Source organism: Brevibacterium sp. HMSC08F02 (assembly GCF_001807555.1).
Lineage (GTDB): Bacteria > Actinomycetota > Actinomycetes > Actinomycetales > Brevibacteriaceae > Brevibacterium > Brevibacterium ravenspurgense.
Genome location: NZ_KV789345.1, coordinates 210,442 through 229,012, shown reverse-complemented (window position 1 = coordinate 229,012; position 18,571 = coordinate 210,442). Strand labels below are relative to the sequence as shown.

Annotated in this window: 17 protein-coding genes and 1 tRNA gene; 7 read left to right on the top strand and 11 right to left on the bottom strand. The window is 62.9% G+C overall.

All coding sequences use genetic code 11. The annotated features are described in order from the left end of the window. Positions 1–468: 468 nt before the first annotated feature. On the top strand, positions 469–1,656 hold the full coding sequence (locus HMPREF3172_RS02825) for an MFS transporter (protein ID WP_070515225.1): 1,188 nt from the start codon (positions 469–471) through the stop codon (positions 1,654–1,656). Between the two features lie 67 nt (positions 1,657–1,723). Here the strand turns inward: HMPREF3172_RS02825 and HMPREF3172_RS10495 are convergent, their stop codons facing one another. The 4 genes from HMPREF3172_RS10495 to HMPREF3172_RS02810 all read right to left on the bottom strand — a co-directional run bounded on the left by HMPREF3172_RS10495 (position 1,724) and on the right by HMPREF3172_RS02810 (position 3,199). Further along, complete coding sequence (locus HMPREF3172_RS10495) at positions 1,724–1,882, bottom strand: hypothetical protein (RefSeq protein WP_176746121.1); 159 nt, start codon at positions 1,880–1,882, stop codon at positions 1,724–1,726. A gap of 93 nt (positions 1,883–1,975) precedes the next feature. After that, positions 1,976–2,182, bottom strand: a complete 207-nt coding sequence (locus HMPREF3172_RS02820; protein ID WP_019175758.1) for a cold-shock protein — start codon at positions 2,180–2,182, stop codon at positions 1,976–1,978. A gap of 79 nt (positions 2,183–2,261) precedes the next feature. Continuing rightward, a complete protein-coding gene (locus tag HMPREF3172_RS02815) occupies positions 2,262–2,948 on the bottom strand; it encodes a LytR C-terminal domain-containing protein (protein WP_019175759.1) in 687 nt (228 codons plus the stop codon). After that, entirely contained in the window at positions 2,948–3,199 is a 252-nt protein-coding gene (locus tag HMPREF3172_RS02810) for a DUF3263 domain-containing protein (protein WP_062020547.1), read from the bottom strand. Before HMPREF3172_RS02810 ends, HMPREF3172_RS02815 begins: the two co-directional genes overlap by 1 nt. A gap of 233 nt (positions 3,200–3,432) precedes the next feature. Between HMPREF3172_RS02810 and HMPREF3172_RS02805 the strand changes: the two genes are divergently transcribed. Next, the gene (locus tag HMPREF3172_RS02805) at positions 3,433–3,696 is read left to right on the top strand and encodes a hypothetical protein (protein ID WP_218078920.1); all 264 of its coding nucleotides are present in this window, start codon (positions 3,433–3,435) and stop codon (positions 3,694–3,696) included. Positions 3,697–3,869: 173 nt separating this feature from the next. Here HMPREF3172_RS02805 and HMPREF3172_RS02800 read toward each other — a convergent pair whose 3' ends face one another. Continuing rightward, entirely contained in the window at positions 3,870–5,345 is a 1,476-nt protein-coding gene (locus HMPREF3172_RS02800; RefSeq protein ID WP_070515221.1) for an aldehyde dehydrogenase family protein, read from the bottom strand. A gap of 177 nt (positions 5,346–5,522) precedes the next feature. Between HMPREF3172_RS02800 and HMPREF3172_RS02795 the strand changes: the two genes are divergently transcribed. After that, complete coding sequence (locus HMPREF3172_RS02795) at positions 5,523–6,194, top strand: uracil-DNA glycosylase (RefSeq protein WP_062020553.1); 672 nt, start codon at positions 5,523–5,525, stop codon at positions 6,192–6,194. 14 nt (positions 6,195–6,208) lie between these two features. On the opposite strand, the gene HMPREF3172_RS02790 is transcribed toward HMPREF3172_RS02795, so the two are convergent. Further along, complete coding sequence (locus HMPREF3172_RS02790) at positions 6,209–8,302, bottom strand: threonine/serine exporter family protein (RefSeq protein WP_070515219.1); 2,094 nt, start codon at positions 8,300–8,302, stop codon at positions 6,209–6,211. Positions 8,303–8,324: 22 nt separating this feature from the next. Between HMPREF3172_RS02790 and HMPREF3172_RS02785 the strand changes: the two genes are divergently transcribed. Further along, positions 8,325–9,404 (top strand): ketopantoate reductase family protein, encoded by a 1,080-nt coding sequence (locus HMPREF3172_RS02785; RefSeq protein WP_070515217.1) that lies wholly within the window; start codon positions 8,325–8,327, stop codon positions 9,402–9,404. Further along, on the top strand, positions 9,401–10,351 hold the full coding sequence (locus HMPREF3172_RS02780; RefSeq protein ID WP_070515215.1) for an SGNH/GDSL hydrolase family protein: 951 nt from the start codon (positions 9,401–9,403) through the stop codon (positions 10,349–10,351). The genes HMPREF3172_RS02785 and HMPREF3172_RS02780 overlap by 4 nt, the downstream gene beginning before the upstream one ends. Before the next feature lie 96 nt (positions 10,352–10,447). Here HMPREF3172_RS02780 and HMPREF3172_RS02775 read toward each other — a convergent pair whose 3' ends face one another. The 5 genes from HMPREF3172_RS02775 to HMPREF3172_RS02755 all read right to left on the bottom strand — a co-directional run bounded on the left by HMPREF3172_RS02775 (position 10,448) and on the right by HMPREF3172_RS02755 (position 15,952). Further along, complete coding sequence (locus HMPREF3172_RS02775) at positions 10,448–11,398, bottom strand: SPFH domain-containing protein (RefSeq protein WP_083272020.1); 951 nt, start codon at positions 11,396–11,398, stop codon at positions 10,448–10,450. Between the two features lie 169 nt (positions 11,399–11,567). After that, complete coding sequence (locus HMPREF3172_RS02770; RefSeq protein WP_070515213.1) at positions 11,568–13,037, bottom strand: NCS2 family permease; 1,470 nt, start codon at positions 13,035–13,037, stop codon at positions 11,568–11,570. Between the two features lie 72 nt (positions 13,038–13,109). Next, positions 13,110–13,182 (bottom strand) — tRNA-Thr (locus HMPREF3172_RS02765). A 117-nt stretch (positions 13,183–13,299) separates the two neighbouring features. Then, positions 13,300–14,133, bottom strand: coding sequence for a DsbA family protein (locus HMPREF3172_RS02760; protein WP_070515211.1), 834 nt, complete (start codon positions 14,131–14,133; stop codon positions 13,300–13,302). 100 nt (positions 14,134–14,233) lie between these two features. Beyond that, positions 14,234–15,952, bottom strand: a complete 1,719-nt coding sequence (locus HMPREF3172_RS02755; RefSeq protein ID WP_070515209.1) for a serine/threonine-protein kinase — start codon at positions 15,950–15,952, stop codon at positions 14,234–14,236. Positions 15,953–16,079: 127 nt separating this feature from the next. Here HMPREF3172_RS02755 and HMPREF3172_RS02750 point away from each other — a divergent pair, with 127 nt between their 5' ends. Beyond that, positions 16,080–17,729, top strand: coding sequence for an alpha,alpha-trehalose-phosphate synthase (UDP-forming) (locus HMPREF3172_RS02750; RefSeq protein ID WP_256173134.1), 1,650 nt, complete (start codon positions 16,080–16,082; stop codon positions 17,727–17,729). Next, positions 17,726–18,550, top strand: a complete 825-nt coding sequence (gene otsB / locus HMPREF3172_RS02745; protein ID WP_061942084.1) for a trehalose-phosphatase — start codon at positions 17,726–17,728, stop codon at positions 18,548–18,550. Before HMPREF3172_RS02750 ends, otsB begins: the two co-directional genes overlap by 4 nt. Positions 18,551–18,571 lie beyond the last annotated feature (21 nt).

Below are 18,571 nucleotides of genomic sequence, written 5' to 3'. Positions count from 1 at the left end.
CACACAAACTCAACCAACGTCCCCGGTTAGTACACTTAGCAACCACTGCTAACAGGAGTTTCTGTTGCTAAAGGGTGGGCAAGTGTTCTGGGACGAGGCGCCGCTCCCCCTGTCGCCGGCACCTCGCCGCCCCTCCTTAGGAAAATGACGGGGGGGAGGGACAGAATCCTGTCCCTCCCCCTCGTGAGAAGTTCAGCTGGGCTGGCTGTCAGCCGAGCGGTTCGACGTTCTCAGCCTGAGCGCCCTTTTCGCCCTGCGCGATCTCGAACTGCACGCGGCCGCCTTCAGCCAAAAATAGAGAATAAGCCCAACTTGGCAAGTGACATGCGCCACCATTAGGGTCGAAAGTCCTTAGTCACCGTCGACCCCGAGACCTTGATACAAGAAAACTCAGAACGACACCTCTTACGTTCTCTCCAAGCTTCTAACGCAAGCGATGCTGCCGGGCGTGAATTTGTTGACTCGTCCATGTCAATCATCGCAATTTCAATCCTTGGGTTCTCTACCACGCAGATAGGAGTTCTGGACTTCCTCGAGGCGGGGGCTGCAATCTTCTTGGCGCTCCCCATCGGCCTTCTTGTCGACCGCTACAAACCGCAAACGGTCCTAACATTCTCCCTCGCACTCAAGGTACTGCTCGGTGCTTCCCTGTGCCTCGGTCTCCACTTTGGGCTGGACAAGCCTGCATTTTTCATGGCAATCGTCTTTTTCCTTGGGGTGTCGATTATTGCTTCGGAAAATGCCCAAACGAGCCTCGTGCCCTTTATCGCCAGAAGTGACGGTCGGATTGAAAATACTGTATCTAGGATGGCAATGGCAGATTCCATTGCAGGAGTCGTCGCACCTGCCGCGGCTGGCCTAGCGTTGACCTTCTTCGGTACAACTCCAACTACCGGTGTCGCCATCCTTTTCTTTGCTTTATCTCTATTCTTCGCACTCCGAATACTGCAACGCCTTAGGCAGCATCAGTTCTCTGGCAACCAAAACACGACTATCGACGCAGTAGACGAGAGCAGCAAGGCGGCCCGGCCCAGAAAAGACAACCGACCTCTCTCGCAGAAACTGACCGATGGTTTCCGAATTCTCGGAACCAACCGTTTCCTTCTCGGTGCTGTATGCCTGATTTCAGCAGGCAACGTTGGACTCGCCTTGAGCGACTCGATGGTGAACGTGGTGATCCTGCGCGTGTTGGAACTCGGGATGCCATTTTTCGGCATCCTTGGAACCGTTTCCGCGGCTATAGGGATCCTCGCCGCAGCAATCGCCCCCCGGATTATGAATACCATCCCTGTGCGAACGCTCTACATTTGGAGTTCCATCACGCAAGCAATCGTGGCGTGTCTGCCGATACTGGCACTCCTCATCCCCTCGTGGGCGCGCGCTTTCTTTCTCATTCAATCAGTGTGCTGGGCTTTTACCCTTACCATCGCCAATATCGCAGGGTTTTCATACGTAGCAAAAGCGGTGGATAAGGAGTACCTCGGCCGCACGAGCGCGGCAATGCGCATGGTAACGATGGGCACTGTCCCCTTTGCGGCTCTCCTTGGAGGTGTTCTCGCCGATGTTGGCGCGATCACCGTCCCGCTCATTATCTGGCCAGTACTCACCGCCACGGCAGTTACCGTCTACATCATCCTCACACGCCAGTCCGCTTAGCTACACCACGTCGACCCGCGCCGTCCTAGGACGGGTGTTCCGAGTACTTTCAAGACGTTTCGACCCATCAGCGTGAACCGAAGATGCGTAGTGCGCTGCGTTCGGTGGGGGTGACGTGTTGGGTGGAGCTGAGGCCTGTTCCGGCCTCTTTGGCGGTCTTGTTGGTGGTGGCGTAGGCGCGGGATCGATGGGCCATCGTGGGGTGGAGAAAGAGAGTGAAGGCCATGTGCCCTCCCAGGCGGTGACACCTAAAAGGTAACGAGGGGGAGGGACAGAATTCTGTCCCTCCCCCTCGTGAGAAGTTCAGCTGGGCTGGCTGTCAGTCGAGCGGTTCGACGTTCTCAGCCTGTGCACCCTTTTCGCCCTGTGCGATCTCGAACTGCACGCGGCCGCCTTCAGCCAGCGAGCGGTAGCCCTCCATCTGGATGGCCGAGTGGTGGACGAAGATTTCGTCGGAGGAATCGTCCACGGCGATGAAGCCGTAGCCCTTTTCCGCGTTGAACCATTTGACGGTTCCCTGTGTCATGTCATCTCCCAAATGTGGAACGAAACTTCAGTCTAGAGTTCCGGCGGGGCTTAGCCGCCCACCCGAAACAGCTTCAGGCTCAGCCTTCAGCAGGATCGCTGTTTGCCACATCGGGGCCCATGATGATCGTCACGCCCACCTGGTAGCGGCTGGACTGCTCAACGCTGACACCACCGAGGCCCTCGGCAACACGTTCAGCCGCGTCACGGTATTCCGAAGACGAGTAGTACACGGTGGTCGACGACACGTTGGTGCCGGCGTTGCCCACGCGGCCAAGCGTCCAGCCCTGGGACTCGTACTGGTCGGCGTACTTGCGGGCTGCGCCGTTGACGCCGGACGCGTTGAGGATCGACAGGTTCGGGTCGCCGCTTTCGCCCGCGACGGTCTTAACGTCACTGCTGCCGGTGGACTCGCCGTCACTCGGGGTGCTCTCTGAGGCTTCATCAGAAGGACCTTCCGAGGCTTCGCCCGATTCGCTTTCGCTGGGATCAGCCGACTTCGAAGACTCATCCTTGGAATCGTCTGCACCGGGCTCGACCTGCTGTTGTTCTTCGACCTTGGCCTCTGGGTCAGAACCGGCGGAGAGGATGATTCTCACTGCGCCGACGATCAGGAGGACCGCCACCAAGGCGAGGACAACGACAACAGCGGTTGCCGCCTTGTAGCTGCCTGCCGACGCTCCGGCCCGGTGAGCTCCGACTCGACGGTTGGCCGCGTCAGCTGCGCGACGCTCCGCGCGGGTTTCGTACTGGGGTTCTTCTGCCATCAGCGTGGGATCCTCGCCTGTGCTCTTGTGTCCTGTCGGGATTCGCGGATTCTGCGAAGCCGTTTGATGAGAACGGGATCTTCGACATAGGCCGCGGGGTTGTCGAGGAGTCTGCCCAGCACCTGGAAGTACTGGGCGGCAGACAGGTCGAACTGCTCGCGGATCGCACGGTCCTTAGCTCCCCCGTAGGTGGGCCACTGACCTTCAAAGCGAAGAATCTCCGCTTCGAGTTCCGTAAGCTCCTGCGACATGCTCCCTCCTCTTCTCCGGCCATGATACCGGCGGCTCAGCTTCCCAGCAGGCCTCGTCCGAGACTATGGGACCAGACAATTCACTTTCCCGCCATTTAGGGGCAAAGACAAAGGAAACAAAAAAACTGGAGACGAACGACAGCGTCCTGTTCTCGCGATGTAGTATCAGGGCAATGTTGGCAGCGAGGCCAGCAGCCGACTGATTGGAGACTCAAATGCTGCCCAAAACCATGATGCCGAAGACACAGGGCGCACGCACCGTCTTCATTATTCTGCTCTGCGCGGCAGGAGCATTCCTGCTCATCAGCATCGGCGCAACCGTATGGTCGCAGGCCGGGGACGAGGGCTGGGTCGCAAAGGCCGTCATCGCGTTTGCTTCGTGGGCGATGACAATTCCGCTGATCCTGGCCTCCGCGGTGTGGGCCCTCGTCAACTTCTTTTCTTCACGAGACGGAGGCTCGCAAGGTCGGAACACGGCCACACCGCGGGCACACTGATAAGCCCCGATCGGGCCTGCACAGCAACCACAGCAGCCCGAAAGACAAAAAGCACATAAGCGGCAGCCAAACTAAACAGCAGCCGAACGGCGGCACAGAAGCGCCCCGGCACCTCGTGCGAGGTGACCGGGGCGCTTCCCATCCCAGCGGGTTCTCTGACCCGGCTGGTCAGATCAGTTGATCTTGACGTTGATCTGCTTGATCTGGGTGAAGCCTTCGAGCATGCCCTCAAGCGATGCTTCACGGCCGAAGCCGGAGGTCTTCATACCGCCGTAGGACTGGCCGGCCACCTGGCCGCCGCCCTGGTTGACCTGCACCCAGCCGGACTCGATCTTGTCGGCCACGCGCAGCGCACGGTCGACGTCCTTCGTGAAGACGTACGCGGCCAGACCGTAGTCGGAGTCATTCGCCATTGCGATGACTTCGTCTTCCGTCTTGAACTTGATGACGGTCAGCACGGGACCGAAGATCTCTTCGCGCGAAGTCTGCCATTCGTTCTTGGCGTTCGCGAAGATGATCGGCGCGTGGTAGAAGCCGGGTTCGCCGACTTCGAGCTTGTCAGCGCCGTCGTAGGCGATTTCCACACCCTCGTTGGCCTTGCCCATTTCAATGTAGTTCGCGATCTGATCGTACTGCTTCTTGTTGATGACGCAGCCGATGTCGCTGTCTTCATCACGCGGGTCGCCGACCTTCATCTTGGCAACACCGTCAACGAGCTTAGCCAGGAAGTCGTCGTAGATGTCCTCGTGCAGGAACAGGCGCGAGCCCATGGTGCACGACTGGCCCTGACGGGCAAAGCGGGTCGACAGGAGAACCTGTTCGAGCGTGTAGTCGTTGTTCGCATCCGGGAACACGATGTTGGGGCTCTTGCCGCCCAGCTCCATCGAAGAGTGAGCCAGGCGAGCGCCGGCAACCTCGGCCACGTGGCGGCCCACACCGGTCGAACCGGTGAAGGAAACCTTGTCGACATCGTTGTGCTGAGTGAGAGCCTCACCGATGACCGAGCCCTTGCCGGTCACAACGTTGAGGACACCCGCAGGCAGGAACTCCTGGATGATTTCAGCCATCTTGAGGATGGTCAGCGGTGCGTCCTCGGCGCACTTGAGGACAATCGTGTTGCCCGCAGCCAGCGCTGCAGGAGTCTTGAACGCCGCAATCATCAGCGGCGAGTTCCACGGCAGGATGCCTGCCACAACGCCCAGCGGAACGCGGCGCGTGAACTGCAGCTGCGCTTCGCCGGCCGGAAGGGTGTTGCCCTTCACTTCGCCTGCCACACCGGCCATGTAGCGGAACAGGTCAACAAGCGTCTGCGTTTCAGGGCGAGCCTGCGTGCGCAGCGCGTTGCCGGTGTCGATCGCGGTCAGCTGAGCGAGCTCTTCAGCCTGCTCTTCCAGGGCGTCGGCGCACTGTCCGAGGACCTTCTGACGCTCCTTGAAGTGCAGAGCAGACCACGCGGGGAAAGCCGCGCGAGCAGCCTTGACAGCGCAATCGGCATCTTCTTCTTTGCCTTCCGGAACACGGGCAATCACACGATTGCGGTCGATCGGCGTGATGACATCAGCCCACGAACCGTCAGCGGCTTCAACCCATTCGCCGCCGATGAGCATCTTCCAGTCTTTGACCTCGGGGAAGTCCCGTACCTGTGCCATAGTCGTCTTTGTCCTTTCGGCATCGAAGCGTTTGCGCTGTGCCCCGCGCTGCCTCAACCGCAGAAGTGTGGGCGGGGACACTCTTGGACTCAGCATAGCCGCGCATCCCCAGGGCTTGTAGGCCCCCGTCTGCCCGATTGCGCACAGCCCGTGTGCGTGCGCGCTAGGGTCGTAGTCATGACGATTGACCTGTTAGAAAACGTCAGCCCCGACTGGCTGGAAGCACTGGGCCCCGCCGTGCCCAAGGTGCGCGAACTCCAGCGGACGGTCCAACGGGATGCCCAGCACCACCTCGTGCTTCCCCGGCCCGAACAGGTCATGCGCGCATTCTTCGAACCGCTTGCCGACGTGCGAGTGCTCATTGTGGGCCAGGACCCCTACCCCACACCCGGCCATCCCATCGGACTGTCGTTTGCGGCGGAGCGCCACGTGCGCCCCCTGCCACGCTCACTGGGCAACATCTATCGCGAACTCGAGGACGACCTCGGGATTGCACCAGCCGAACATGCCGACCTGTCGGCCTGGCAGCGGCAAGGCGTCATGCTGCTCAACAGAGTGCTCACGGTGCGTGCGGGTGATGCCGGGTCACACCGCGGAATGGGCTGGGAGGCCGTCACCGAACAGGCCGTGCGCGCACTCGCCGGCCGCGGCGGACCACTGGTCGCCATTCTGTGGGGCCGGCCCGCACAGACGCTCACTCCCCTGTTGGGGAACATTCCGATCATCGCCTCACCCCATCCGTCGCCGCTGTCAGCCCGCCGCGGTTTCTTCGGGTCAAAGCCGTTCAGCCGCTGCAACGCGCTGCTGGAGGAACAGGGCTCAGCCCCCATCGACTGGCGAGTGGACTGAAACGACTGCGCTGATCAGGCCGTACTCGGCTTGATGCCCGCATCCTTGCGCATAGCCTCGAGCTTTTCTTCCGCTTTCGCTCGAGCCTTCGCAGTCCGACGGGATTTCGCGTAGCGCGACATGGGCCGGGACAGGAAGTCACCGAGCACAGCACCGGCGGCAATTGCCGAGTTCGCGGTGATCGCCGCAAACAGGGCACCCAGGCCAACCGACAGAGGAACATCCTCCCCGGGCACGGGGATCATCCGGTAAACAGACGCGAAGATCGACAGCCCCTGCAGCAGCGGGAAGATCGCCGGAACGATGAGCACAATCGCCGGTGAACCCAAGCGGGAGGCCACCGGGCGGCAGAACAAACCGACAATCGTCGACGCAATGAGCAGAGCCAGAATGTTCTCAATGCCCACAAGCGAAGCACCCACATAGACGAGGAAGCCCACAAGGCCGATGAGCGCGGCCGGGATCACGAGCCTGCGCGCACAGTAGAACCCAATGGCGCCGCAAGCACCGACAAGGAACGCGGCAATAACAGCGATGATCGTGGTGAGCACGCTGATCCCGCTGCTCTGCACCGTAATCTCCATCGGTTTGAGCTCGAGCGTATTGCCGATGACAACAGCGCACGCAATACCGGAGACGATGCCGCCGAAGCCCATCCCCGTTTCGACTATGCGCCCGGCAGCGGTCAGCGGGAAGTTCGACAGCGCATCCTGTACGGCTGACACCAGCCCCAGGGTGGGCAGCAGCAGAACGATGCCCGCGGCAACCGAATACTGGGGCGATGAAATGAACCCGACGTGATGGGCAAACATTGCAGTCAGCGTCGCAATCGCCGATTGGGCCATCACGAGGAAGAACGCCGGCAGACCGGTCTTGCCGATCACCCGGCCCACCCAGTCAATGAAGATGGCCAGGCCGAAGCCCAGAACAGCAGACGGCAGGCGCCCGCCGATCAGCGTGACGAAGCACGCCACGAGCACACCCCACGCAAGGGTCACAAGCCACTGCGGGAAGGGCCTGCGCTGGGCGCGAATGGCATCCAGTCGGCTGCGCGCCTGCGTGTAGTCAACTTTGCCGGCGACCATGTCGGACACCAGCCGGTGCAGGGATGACACTTTGGCGAAGTGCGGGGAAACCTCACGCACAACCCGCACGACCGTCATCTGCTTGCCCTCGGGGTCGGCGTAGTGGACCGTGAGTGCGGTGGCGGTGAGGTCGACTTCCGCGTTCGGCAGCCCCATCGAGGTGCATGCGGCAATGACGCTGACCTCAACGTCAGAACTGCCGGCTCCGGCACGCAGGACCATGGCCCCGATGTCGACCGCCAAGTCCAGGATCATCCGCGCTTCGGATTCGCTTTTCGCCTTCGCCTGCACGGGGGCCTGGTACGGGGTGCCCTCAAGCACTTTGACGATCGGGACCGGCTGGGTGGTCGGCTCCGGATCAGAGGCAAAGCGCGCTACCGTACGCTGTGCGATTCGCTGCGCGGCACGCCGCTTGGAACGTGAGGTGCGCTGGCTCTGGGCCGCTGCACCTTTCTTGGGACTTCCAGCTTTCGAGGTGACAGCACCTGCCCCGGAACGCACCCCGGGCCCCTGAGAAGGACGAGGTGCCTGCCCGGCACCATCTGCGGGTTCGGGTTTCGTGGGGCGCGAGCGAGGTGCGCTGGCGGGGCGTACGGTGGCGGCCGTGTCTGCCGCCCTCTGCCTGGCGACACCTTCGCGCACCTGGTCGACGCTGATCGAGGCGGTCTGCGCAGAACCAGATGCGTCACCTGATGCAACGGGCTTACCGCCTGCCTCAGCTTCGCTGCCCGCACCTTCCGGCATGCTGCCGTCAACGTACTCAACTTCCTGCGTGGGCTTGTCAAAAGCACCGGCTCTTTCAAGGTCCGACAGGAGATCCCGGGCTCGGGCCGACCGCGTGGGAGGTTCGGAAGCGTTTTCGCTCGACGTCCACGCGGCCGCAGTTTCAGACTGCGGGTTCCGTCCCGTCGTCGATGCCTCTGAGTGCGGTGCGGCAGTGCCGTCGCTTCCGGTGCCGTCGGTGCCGTCTGCGCCACGGCCGGAAGCGGGGCCGCGAACGTCCTGAGGATCCAGTTTTGCCACGCCTTCCTAGTAGTGTTGAGCTATGAGCAGATACATCATTGTGGGAGCCGGAGCCATTGGCGGAATGCTCAGCGCTGGATTCTGCCGCGCCGAGGTGGACCACGTGCTGGTTGCGCGGGGAAGCCAAGCCGATGCTGTCGAAAATGCCGGGCTGACCGTCCGCACTCCGCATGAAACTCTGACTGCACATCCAACAGTAGTGCGCTCTGCCGCACAGGTGAATCTCCGCCCTGACGATGTCATCATCCTGGCAGTGAAAACTCAGCAGGTGCCCACCGCACTGAGCGAATGGGCCGACCGTCCGGTTGAGGACGAACACGGCAGGCAGCTGGGCACCGCCGGCGAGTGCCTGCCGCTCATGCTGTTCCTCAACGGAACTGACGCACAGGAGCAGGCGCCTCGTTGGTTCCGGACCGTGTCGACGACCGTCATCTACACACCTGCCGTCTACACGGAACCGGGACAGCTGGCTGTGTTCATGGAAGACCGCTGGGCCGGGCTGATCACCGGTCCCGTGTGTGGTCCGGATGTGCCCCGACCGCAGGCCGGCGCCACCAGCACCGCTGACAACGCGGCCCTTCCGCACTACCTTCAGCAGGCAGACCGCGACTTCACGGCCGGAAACTTCGCATCCGTGCTCGTACCCGAGCCTTCGCCCTACACCTTCGGGAAGCTGCTGGCGAACCTGGCAAACGGCATCGACGCCCTCGTGGGATCCGTCGACTACAGCGACCTGCTGGAGCAGCTGCAGGACGAAGCTCGCAGCGTCTACGAGGCCGCGGGGATTGTGCACTGCCCCAACCCGCCCGAAGAGCTCGGTTTTGCCGACCGCATTCCCGAAGCCCCCATCGACGGAGTGCAGAACCTGTCCTCCACCTGGCAGTCCATGGCCCGCGGGACCGGCAATATCGAAGCCGACTACCTGGGCGGTGAGATCGTCCGCCTGGCACACCTGCACGGCATCCGGGCACCCAAGAACAGCCTCGTCATGCAGTGGTGCCGCCGCGTCATGACCGGCGACACCACGATTCCCGCCAACCCAGAAGAGCGGGCCAGCGGACTGCGTGAAGCCTGCGACCAGCTCAATAAGGAGGCCCTGTGACAGAACACGAAGACAACCGGATCCGCACCTACCTGGCCATCGGGGATTCGTTCTCGGAAGGGCTGATGGACGAATCCGCGCTCGAGGACGGCCGCTTCATCGGCTGGACCGACCGGCTGGCACACGCGCTCACACAGTCCCCCGTCGGCAGCCCCGACCTCCTGTACGCCAACCACGCTATCCGCGGCAGGCAGCTGACCGCCATCATCGACGAACAGGTGCCCGTCGCCCTTGACCTCAAACCCGACCTCGTGTCGTTTGTCGCCGGCGGCAACGACGTGCTGCGCCCATCAGCCGATGTTGACGGCCTGGCCGAACAGCTGGAACGGGCAATCTCGGCCATGCGCGCCGAAGGCATCGAAGTGCTTTTGGGCAACGGCTTCGACACAGCCGCCTTCAGCCCCGTGCTGCGCGCACTGCGCCCCCGCGTGGCCGTGTACAACGCACACATGTGGACCCTGGCCGGCCGCCACGGCTGCTACATGCTCGACCTGTGGGGCATGCGCCCGCTCTACGCCCCGGAATACTGGGCACCCGACCGCATCCACCTGAGCACGCAGGGCCACCGCATGGTCGCCCAGTCCGCACAGACAGTGCTCGAAGGAAGCCGCGTCGACTTCCGCGGATTCCGGCTGCAGAAAACCTCGAAACCGCTGCGCGACCGCATGGAAAACGAAGCCGAATGGCTTAAGGACCACCTGGCCCCGTGGGTGGGCCGCCGACTCCGCGGAACATCGTCGGGGGCTTTCCTTGACCCGAAATACGCCGAATGGGTCCCCGCGGCCGAGCTTCCCCTCGACGCCCGCAGCCAAAGCGGCAGAAACGTCTCACTCGCTGCCCATCAGGCCGCGGCCGACGATGCGGCCGCCTCGGAAGCCCCCGGCACCTCAGAAGTTCCGGAAGCACCGGAGCCGCCCGGCGCCTCGGGCCCTTCCGACAGGACCTGAAACAGCGAAACGGCTGCTGAGCATGTGCTCAGCAGCCGTTTCGCTTGTGACCCGGTCAGCCGGGGCCGAGGTGAGACCCGGCTTCAGCCGGCTCCGTCACCGACCGTGGCGGGACCCGAGGCTGTCCTCCTGGATCTGGTTGGTCGCCAGCATCGTGTTGCGGATTTCGGCCGCGAGGTCACCCACGGCACCGGGGGTGTTCGGCATGAACATGACGTTCGACTTTCCGTTGCGGGCAACGTCCTGCATGGTGTCGAAGTACTGGGTCATGAGCAGCAGCTGTTCAGCGGTCTGCTCGATGCCCACGCGGCGCAGCGCTTCGTACTGTTCGGCGATACCGTTGGCGATTGCCTTGCGCTGGGCGGCGACACCCTCACCCTGAAGGCGACGCGATTCAGCTTCCGCTTCGGCCTGCGTGACGCGCTTGACCTTGTCAGCTTCAGCCAGGGCCTGCGCGGCAACGCGGTCGCGCTGGGCGGCGTTGATCGAGTTCATCGAGTCGCGCACACGCGAGTCCGGGCTGATGTCAGTCACGAGGGTGTTGACGATCCGGAAGCCGTAAGCGGCCATCGACGTCGACAGTCGCTGTTCGACCGAGGTGGCGATGTCGTCCTTCGATTCGAACGCCGAGTCCAGGGTCAGGGTCGACAGTGCCGAACGGACGGTGTCGAAGACGTAGGAGCGGATCTGCTCTTCCGGGTTCGACAGGCGGTAGTAGGCGTCAACGACCTGGTTTTCGCCGATCACGTACTGCACCGCAACCGGCACCATGACGAACACGTTGTCCTGGGTTTTGGTTTCGATGTTGACCTCAAGCTGGTGCACGCGCAGCGAAATCGGCTTGGTGGTCGTGTCGACGAACGGGGCCTTCATGTTCAGGCCCGGTTCGCAGACTTTGCGGTACTTGCCGAAGCGCTCGACGATGACGCGCTCCTGCGTTTTGACGGTGAAGAAGATCGATGTGCGCAGCCCGCCGAACAGCAGGAACAGCAGCACCACGATGATGATGACGGGGATGAGCGGAATCAGAATGTACAGGGGTTCCATATCTGCGTCCTCATGGTGTTTTCCGATGACGGCAACACTCTATAGGAGCCGAGTCACACTGAGAAGAATGACGAATTCGGCCAGGTGTCACTCGCCGAGGTGCCGAACCGGCACTGCTGAAAACGGCGGCTGGGCGCCGGTGGCAACGGCGGCTGGGGCTGGTGGCGTGTCAGCCGGCCACGAGCGCTTGGATCGGCCCGGATGCGAAGTACACGATGAACAGTGCGGCCGTGAGGTACATGAGCGGGTGCACTTCGCGGAACTTGCCGCGTGCGGTCTTGAGCACGACGTAGGACACGAAGCCCGCACCGATGCCGTTGGTGATCGAGTACGAAAACGGCATGAGCACAATCGTGAGGAACGCGGGAACCGCAATTTCAATGTCCGTCCAGTTGATGCGCACAACCTGCTGCATCATGAGGAAGCCGACGAATACGAGCGTCGGCGCTGCCGCCTCGGAGGGGATGAGAGCGGCCAGTGGAGCGAGGAACACCGTCAGCAGGAACAGCGCACCGGTCACAACATTCGCCAGGCCGGTGCGAGCGCCGGATCCGACACCGACGGTCGATTCGACGAAACCGGAATTCGACGAGGTTCCGCCCAGACCGCCGACGATGGCACCGAGAGCATCGGCCACCATGATCCGCTTGGCGCCTTCTACCTGACCGGACTCGTCAACGAGTTTCGCCTGCGTGCCGACGGCCATCATGGTGCCCAGCAGGTCGAAGAAGTTCGTCAGCAGCAGCGTGAACACCACGAGAACTGCGGTGATGATGCCGACTGACTGGAAGGAGCCCAGCAGGTTGAACGAACCGAGGATCGACAGGTCTGGCGAATGGAACCATCCGCCTTCGATCTTCGGCACCGTCAGACCCCATCCACCCGGGTTGGCGACCTCGCCGTCAGCACCGGTCTTCGGTCCCAGGTTGAACACCGCTTCGAGTGCGAATGCGACGGCTGTCGCAATGAGGATCGTGTAGAGGATCGCGGCGCGCACACCCGAGGCGTACAGGACGAACAGCAGCAGAAGCGCGACCGTGAACAGCAGCACCGGCCAGCTGGCAATCGACCCGCCCTGGCCCAGTTCAAGCGCTGTGCCGCCGGAGTTGCTGATGAAGCCGGCGTTGATCATGCCGATGAGCGCAATGAAGAAGCCGATGCCCACACCGATTGCGGATTTCAGCTGGCCGGGCACCGCGTTGAAGATCGCGGTGCGGAAACCGGTGACCACCAGCAGAAGAAGAATGATGCCCTCGATGACCACCAGGCCCATCGCATCGGCCCACGTCATACCGGGGATGACAACGACCCCGAAGGCCATGAACGCACTCATGCCCAAGGCTGAGGACACCGCCATGGGGAAATTGCCCACCAGGCCCATGAGCAGAGTGAGCAGACCCGAAATGAGCGAAGTCGCAGCAGCCACGGCGGCCAGGTTGGGAGTGTCTCCCCCGCCGAGGAAAGCACCAGTGGAGTCAGCGGCCGCACCGATGAGGATCGGGTTGAGCACGATGATGTAGGCCATCGCGAGGAAGGTCGTCAGACCTCCCCTGATCTCTGTGCCCACCGTCGAGCCGCGCTGCGTGATTTTGAAGAAGCGGTCAAGTCCGCTGAGTCTGCTTCCTTCTGCGTTCGTCACAGGGGAAGTCTAGGTGAGACTCAAAACAGAAACGGGAAGCACCTCACAATGAGGTGCTTCCCGAAGAAGCTGAGCCCCCTGTCAGACTCGAACTGACGACCTTCGCTTTACAAGAGCGGTGCTCTACCAACTGAGCTAAGGAGGCGGACGGAGGGACTCCCTCCGATCGTGAGCAGTTTAGTCCACCAGCTCACACAGCCCAAATCAGTGCGAGTGCGGTCTGCGGCAAACCCCGTCGGGAGCAGCCGCAGACCGCCCTCGATCACTTCTTCTGAGCCTGGAGGATTTCAGCGAAGAACGACTGCTGGTCGCTCCAGTCACCGACGTTTTCGCCGTTGACCTGCACCGTCGGGGTACCCTTGAGACCGCCGTTGAGAGCTTCCTTTGTCGACTGGGTGACGAAGTCCTCGAACTGAATGTTGTTCACGCAGTCCTTGACGGTCACATCGTCTTCGGCGGTGTTGATCTTCTTGTCGACGTCGACTCCGGCCTCCTTGGCCAGGTCGAGCATCTTCTGATCATCAAGACCCGTTCCGCCCTCTTCGGGCTGGTTGGAGAACAGGCTGAGCGACAGTTCCTGGAACTTATCGGCCTGGCCGGAGTCGACAACACACATCATGAGGTTGGCCGACCGGGTCGAGTACTTTGTACCGCCGGACTGGTTGTCCAGCAGCGCCACCGGCTGGAAGGTCAGCGAAATATCGCCGTCTGCAACGAGCTTTCCAAGCCCCTTGCCGTTGAGGCCTTCAAACTGCGCACAGGCTGGGCACTGGTAGTCGAGGAACACCTTGACGTTGGGCGCGCTGTCCTTTGCGTCCTTGCTGTCTTTGGCCGGGTCTTCCGTCAGCGCTACGCCGTCGCCGTCCTTGACGAACGTCACCGAACCTTCGGTGTAGCCCTGCGGCTGGGCGGCTGGCTTTGTGGACTGGTAGATGAGCACACCCACCACGACCAGAACCAGTGCCGCTACGAGAGCGACTCCGATGTAGAGCACGCGCTTGGCTGTCTTCTGCTTGCGCGCCTGCGCTTCGGCAATCTGACGCGCCTTTTCACGCGCTGCCGCACGGCGGTCAGTGTTCGACGGTTTCTTCGCCATGTTTCTCTGCTTTTCCTCCGGTTGAAGATTTCACAGACAATCGTACTTGCGCTCTGTGCCGCGGACTCACATGCGGTTCGGATGGAACGCCGGACGCTGGCTATGTCAGCTGCGGTATGGAGTCCAGGATCTCCGGCGGCAGCGGCCACAGGTCAAAGCTGTTTGAGGCGAGCACCGCTGCCAAAAGAAAAGCCGCGGCGATCAGGAGGACGATCCCGATGATAATTCCCGCCGTCCGCGAGGATCCCGTACACCGGTCAAAGGTCAGACGCGTGCCCAGGCGCAGCATCTCTGCACCCGGCCCCAGCCACAGAACGAGCGTGTACACGAACGAGGCGATCAGCAGCTCCACTGTGACCGGCAGCGGGCCGTCGCCGAACTGCACAAAGTTCAGGTGGGCCAAGATGAATGTCGCAGCACCCGCCATGACGGGCAGGATGGTCGCAAAGATGCTGAGGAACAGCGAACTGAAGAACGCCCCTAGCCCGTGGGACAGGAACCCCCACTTTGCACTGTCAGGCCCTTCGTAGAAGCGCCGCCTGCGCACAATCACGTGCACCTTGCCGAACGTGCGCGCCAGCACCTGCCACACGTAGGAGACGATCACCATGATCAGCGGTGCGAAAACCGCTGCCGCCATGCCGAGCATGACAGCACCGAAAGTCGGGAGGCGTCCCTTGAGGGACTTCTGCACGGCCGGCTGGGCAGAAGCCGCGTTCGGATAGGGAGGACGATGCGCCGGGTACTGCACCGCCTGCTGGGCCACGGGACTTGCGGCGTGGTTCTGCACCATGGGCGCCGGTGAGTGCGGCTGGTACCCGAGCGCTGGGGACGGGTGAAGAGCGGGTGGGCGAGGCGGAGCCGGCTGCTGGGGTGGGTAGGGCCGCTGAGCGGGCTCCAGTGATCCGTGCTGCGGCGGTGCCCACTGGGGTGCCGGCGACTGCGGGTGCGGGTAGACGTTCGTGGAACCCACCGCCGGCGGCTGCACCGCCGTAGGAGTTTCCGAGCCCCGCCCAATGGCGGGCATCCGCCCCTCTTCGACGTCGATGAGAGCGCCCAGGAGTTCGTCAGCCGCCGGACGGTTCGCCGGTTTCGGCTGCAGAGCGGCCCGAATGATGGGGACAATGCGCTCGGGGCAGCCCTCCAAATCAGCTCGGCCGGTCGCCACGCGGGCGATGACCGCGTCAATACCGCCACCGCCGAAGGGATTACGTCCCGTGGCGGCAAACGCCATCGTCGCACCCCAACCCCACCAGTCAGTCGAGGGTGCCGAATCTCCCCCTTCGACCACCTCGGGAGACAGGTAGCCGGGGGTTCCCATGACCAGACCGGTCACGGTGACAGTCACCTCGTCAGCGGCCTGCGCAATGCCGAAGTCGATCACCACCGGTTCGCCGTCGGAGATCATGACATTGGCGGGTTTGAGATCGCGGTGGACAACACCTGCCGCGTGCACGGCTTCCAGCGCGTCAATCAGCGCGTGTCCGAAGTGCACGAGCTCAGATTCCGAAAAGGGACCGCCGGAGCGGACGTCCTCAAGCAGCGTCGTACCCGACACGAACTCCGTGACAATGTACGGGTGATCAGCTTCGAGGTCGGCGTCAATGACAGCCGCGATGCGCGGGTGGGAAATGCGCTGCAGAGTGCGGACTTCGCGGGCCAGGCGCATGCGGGAAGGTTCGTCGTCCGCAATGCTGGGGTTGAGGACTTTCACCGCAACGGGACGGTCGTGGTCGTCATAGCCCTTATACACGACGCCCATGCCGCCCGAGCCGAGTTTTTCGCCCAGGCGGTAGCCGCCGACTGTCTGCAGATTCATCACCAACAGGGTAGACGAATTCAGTAGGATGGGCTTTAAGTCCCGGATCTCCGCACAGAACACGCACCGGGCACCCAGGGTCATCCCGCCGGTGCACCGCCGATTCTGTGGTCGAGTAAGGAGCACAGTGAAACGCCTGTACGCCGCCGATCAACTGCCCACCATCGATCCGCCCGCGGAAGGCCCAGAATTCCTTGTTGTGGCCAACCGACTGCCCATCGACCGCGACGATTCCGGCGACGAACCCGGGTGGAAAACCGCGCCCGGCGGCCTCGTAACGGGACTCGCACCGGTTGTGCGGAGAGCAAGCGGAGCCTGGATCGGCTGGCCGGGAATCACCGACACCGACGTCGACCCCTTCGAACACGACGGCATGCACCTGGTGCCGGTGCGCTTGAGCTCCGAAGACTTCCAGATGTACTACGAGGGCTTTTCCAACGGCACCCTGTGGCCGCTGTTCCACGACGTCATCGCCCCACCGGCATTCCACCGCACGTGGTGGGACAAATACCTCGAAGTCAACACCCGCTTTGCCATCCGCACGGCAGAAACCGCTGGTAAGAACGCAACCGTGTGGGTGCACGACTACCAGCTGTTCCTGGTCCCCCAGCTGCTGCGCTCCATGCGTCCGGACGTCAGCATCGGATTCTTCCTGCACATCCCGTTCCCGCCGGTGGAGCTCTACAGCCAGCTGCCGTGGCGCTCCGAGATTCTGCGCGGAGTCCAGGGTGCAGACCTCATCGGCTTCCAACGGCCCACCGATGCCGCGAACTTCCGCCGCTGCGTGCGCAAGCACTCAGGCTTCATCACCAAGGGCGACGACATCACCGTCACGGCCGACCCCGACTTGGGCACCGAAGAGCACATCACGCGGGCCGCCCACTACCCCATTTCCGTCGACACCGATGCACTCATCGAACTGGCGAACACCCCCGCGATTCAGGCCCGGGCGCAGGAAATCCGCCGCGAACTGGGCAACCCGGACATCGTGATCCTCGGCACCGACCGCATGGACTACACCAAGGGTCTGCGCCACCGTCTGAAAGCGGTTCACGAACTTCTGCGCGAAGGCCGGCTGGACAAGGACAAGGTCACGTTCGTGCAGATCGCCACCCCCAGCCGCGAAAGACTGGACCACTACAAGCAGATCCGCACGGAGGTCGAACTGGCCGTCGGCCACACCAATGGCGAGTTCTCAGGCCTGCACAACCAGGTCATCCACTACTTCCACTACTCGTTCCCACGGGACGAAATGACGGCCTTCTACCTGGCGGCAGATGTCATGCTCGTCACCCCGCTGCGCGACGGCATGAACCTCGTGGCGAAGGAGTACACCGCCTGCCGCACCGATGATTCCGGCGCGCTTGTGCTCTCAGAGTTCGCAGGTGCTGCCGACCAGCTGACCCAGGCCGTGCTCATCAACCCCCACGACATCACCGAACTGAAGAACGGCATCATGCGCGCCGTCGGCATGGAGGTGCGTGAACAGCGTCGCCGCATGCGGCCCATGCGCAGACGCCTGAAAGACGAAACCGTGCACACGTGGGCCCGCAGTTTCCTGTCCGACCTCGCCTGGATCGCAGGAGCCGAACCCGTTCCGCTGGAAACCGCGGCCATCAGCCTCGACGCGGTACGCGCCGGCCTGGACGGGACCCAGGTGCCGGGCGAGGTGCCGGGCGAGGTGGCGAGCCAGGGTCAGGCGGCAGACTCGTCAGAGGCGCCGGGACAGGTGCCTGGCGAGGTGCCGGGACAGAACAGCGGCGGAACCGCACCATGAGCGAACTGCGCGACGCCCTGTCGCAGGCGGCCCAAGCGAAGCTGCTGCTGGTTGCACTCGACTTCGACGGCGTCATGGCACCGCTGGTGGACAACCCCTATGAATCGCGCGCCCTGCCGGAATCCCTCAGCGCAGTCGACTTTCTGGACCGGCTGCCGCGCACGTGGACGGCGTTCATCACAGGCCGCAACCTCGACAACCTGCGCTCCGTTGTCACTCCCCCGCGCAGCACTCTGCTGTACGGGGCACACGGGGCCGAGGTTTCTGTCCCCGATGCCGCCGACGTTCCCGATGCTGCCGTGCCGGGAAGCGGGGACGATCTTTCGACGCGCGAACTGCGGGTGCTCGACGTCATCGACACGGCACACGAAGAACTCGATACGCACCTCAATCACACGGGAATCTCCGGCATGTGGCTTGAGCGCAAACCGCTGGGCCGGGCGTTCCACACCCGCGAAGTCGAACCCGAAGGCGCCGAAATCGTCCGCAGGGCACTCGACGAACTTTCCGCTGAACTCGACGACGTGCGGATTGTCCACGGCCACGACATCGTCGAATTCAGCGTGCGCAGCACAACCAAGGGCGACGCCATTGACCAGCTGATGCAGACCACGCGCGCCGACGCCGCCATCTACATGGGCGACGACACAACAGACGAAGACGCCTTCCGGCACCTCAACCGCTACCCCGGCGGGCTGACCGTCAAAGTGGGGCCCGGCCAGACCGAGGCCCGGTTCCGTGCGGAAGACCCGCGCGAAGTGTCCCGCGCGCTCGCCCACTTGGCGAGCGCCCGAGAGCGCGAGGTGTCCCGGGAAGCCTGACGGCACCTCGGGAGCAGTGAG

Excerpts from the sequence above, each read along its gene's own strand:
- HMPREF3172_RS02825 (WP_070515225.1), top strand. The coding sequence starts at position 469 with ATGTCAATCATCGCAATTTCAATCCTTGGGTTCTCTACCACGCAGATA.
- HMPREF3172_RS10495 (WP_176746121.1), bottom strand. The coding sequence starts at position 1,882 with ATGGCCTTCACTCTCTTTCTCCACCCCACGATGGCCCATCGATCCCGC.
- HMPREF3172_RS02820 (WP_019175758.1), bottom strand. The coding sequence starts at position 2,182 with ATGACACAGGGAACCGTCAAATGGTTCAACGCGGAAAAGGGCTACGGC.
- HMPREF3172_RS02815 (WP_019175759.1), bottom strand. The coding sequence starts at position 2,948 with ATGGCAGAAGAACCCCAGTACGAAACCCGCGCGGAGCGTCGCGCAGCT.
- HMPREF3172_RS02810 (WP_062020547.1), bottom strand. The coding sequence starts at position 3,199 with ATGTCGCAGGAGCTTACGGAACTCGAAGCGGAGATTCTTCGCTTTGAA.
- HMPREF3172_RS02805 (WP_218078920.1), top strand. The coding sequence starts at position 3,433 with ATGCCGAAGACACAGGGCGCACGCACCGTCTTCATTATTCTGCTCTGC.
- HMPREF3172_RS02800 (WP_070515221.1), bottom strand. The coding sequence starts at position 5,345 with ATGGCACAGGTACGGGACTTCCCCGAGGTCAAAGACTGGAAGATGCTC.
- HMPREF3172_RS02795 (WP_062020553.1), top strand. The coding sequence starts at position 5,523 with ATGACGATTGACCTGTTAGAAAACGTCAGCCCCGACTGGCTGGAAGCA.
- HMPREF3172_RS02785 (WP_070515217.1), top strand. The coding sequence starts at position 8,325 with ATGAGCAGATACATCATTGTGGGAGCCGGAGCCATTGGCGGAATGCTC.
- HMPREF3172_RS02775 (WP_083272020.1), bottom strand. The coding sequence starts at position 11,398 with ATGGAACCCCTGTACATTCTGATTCCGCTCATCCCCGTCATCATCATC.
- HMPREF3172_RS02760 (WP_070515211.1), bottom strand. The coding sequence starts at position 14,133 with ATGGCGAAGAAACCGTCGAACACTGACCGCCGTGCGGCAGCGCGTGAA.
- HMPREF3172_RS02755 (WP_070515209.1), bottom strand. The coding sequence starts at position 15,952 with ATGAATCTGCAGACAGTCGGCGGCTACCGCCTGGGCGAAAAACTCGGC.
- otsB (WP_061942084.1), top strand. The coding sequence starts at position 17,726 with ATGAGCGAACTGCGCGACGCCCTGTCGCAGGCGGCCCAAGCGAAGCTG.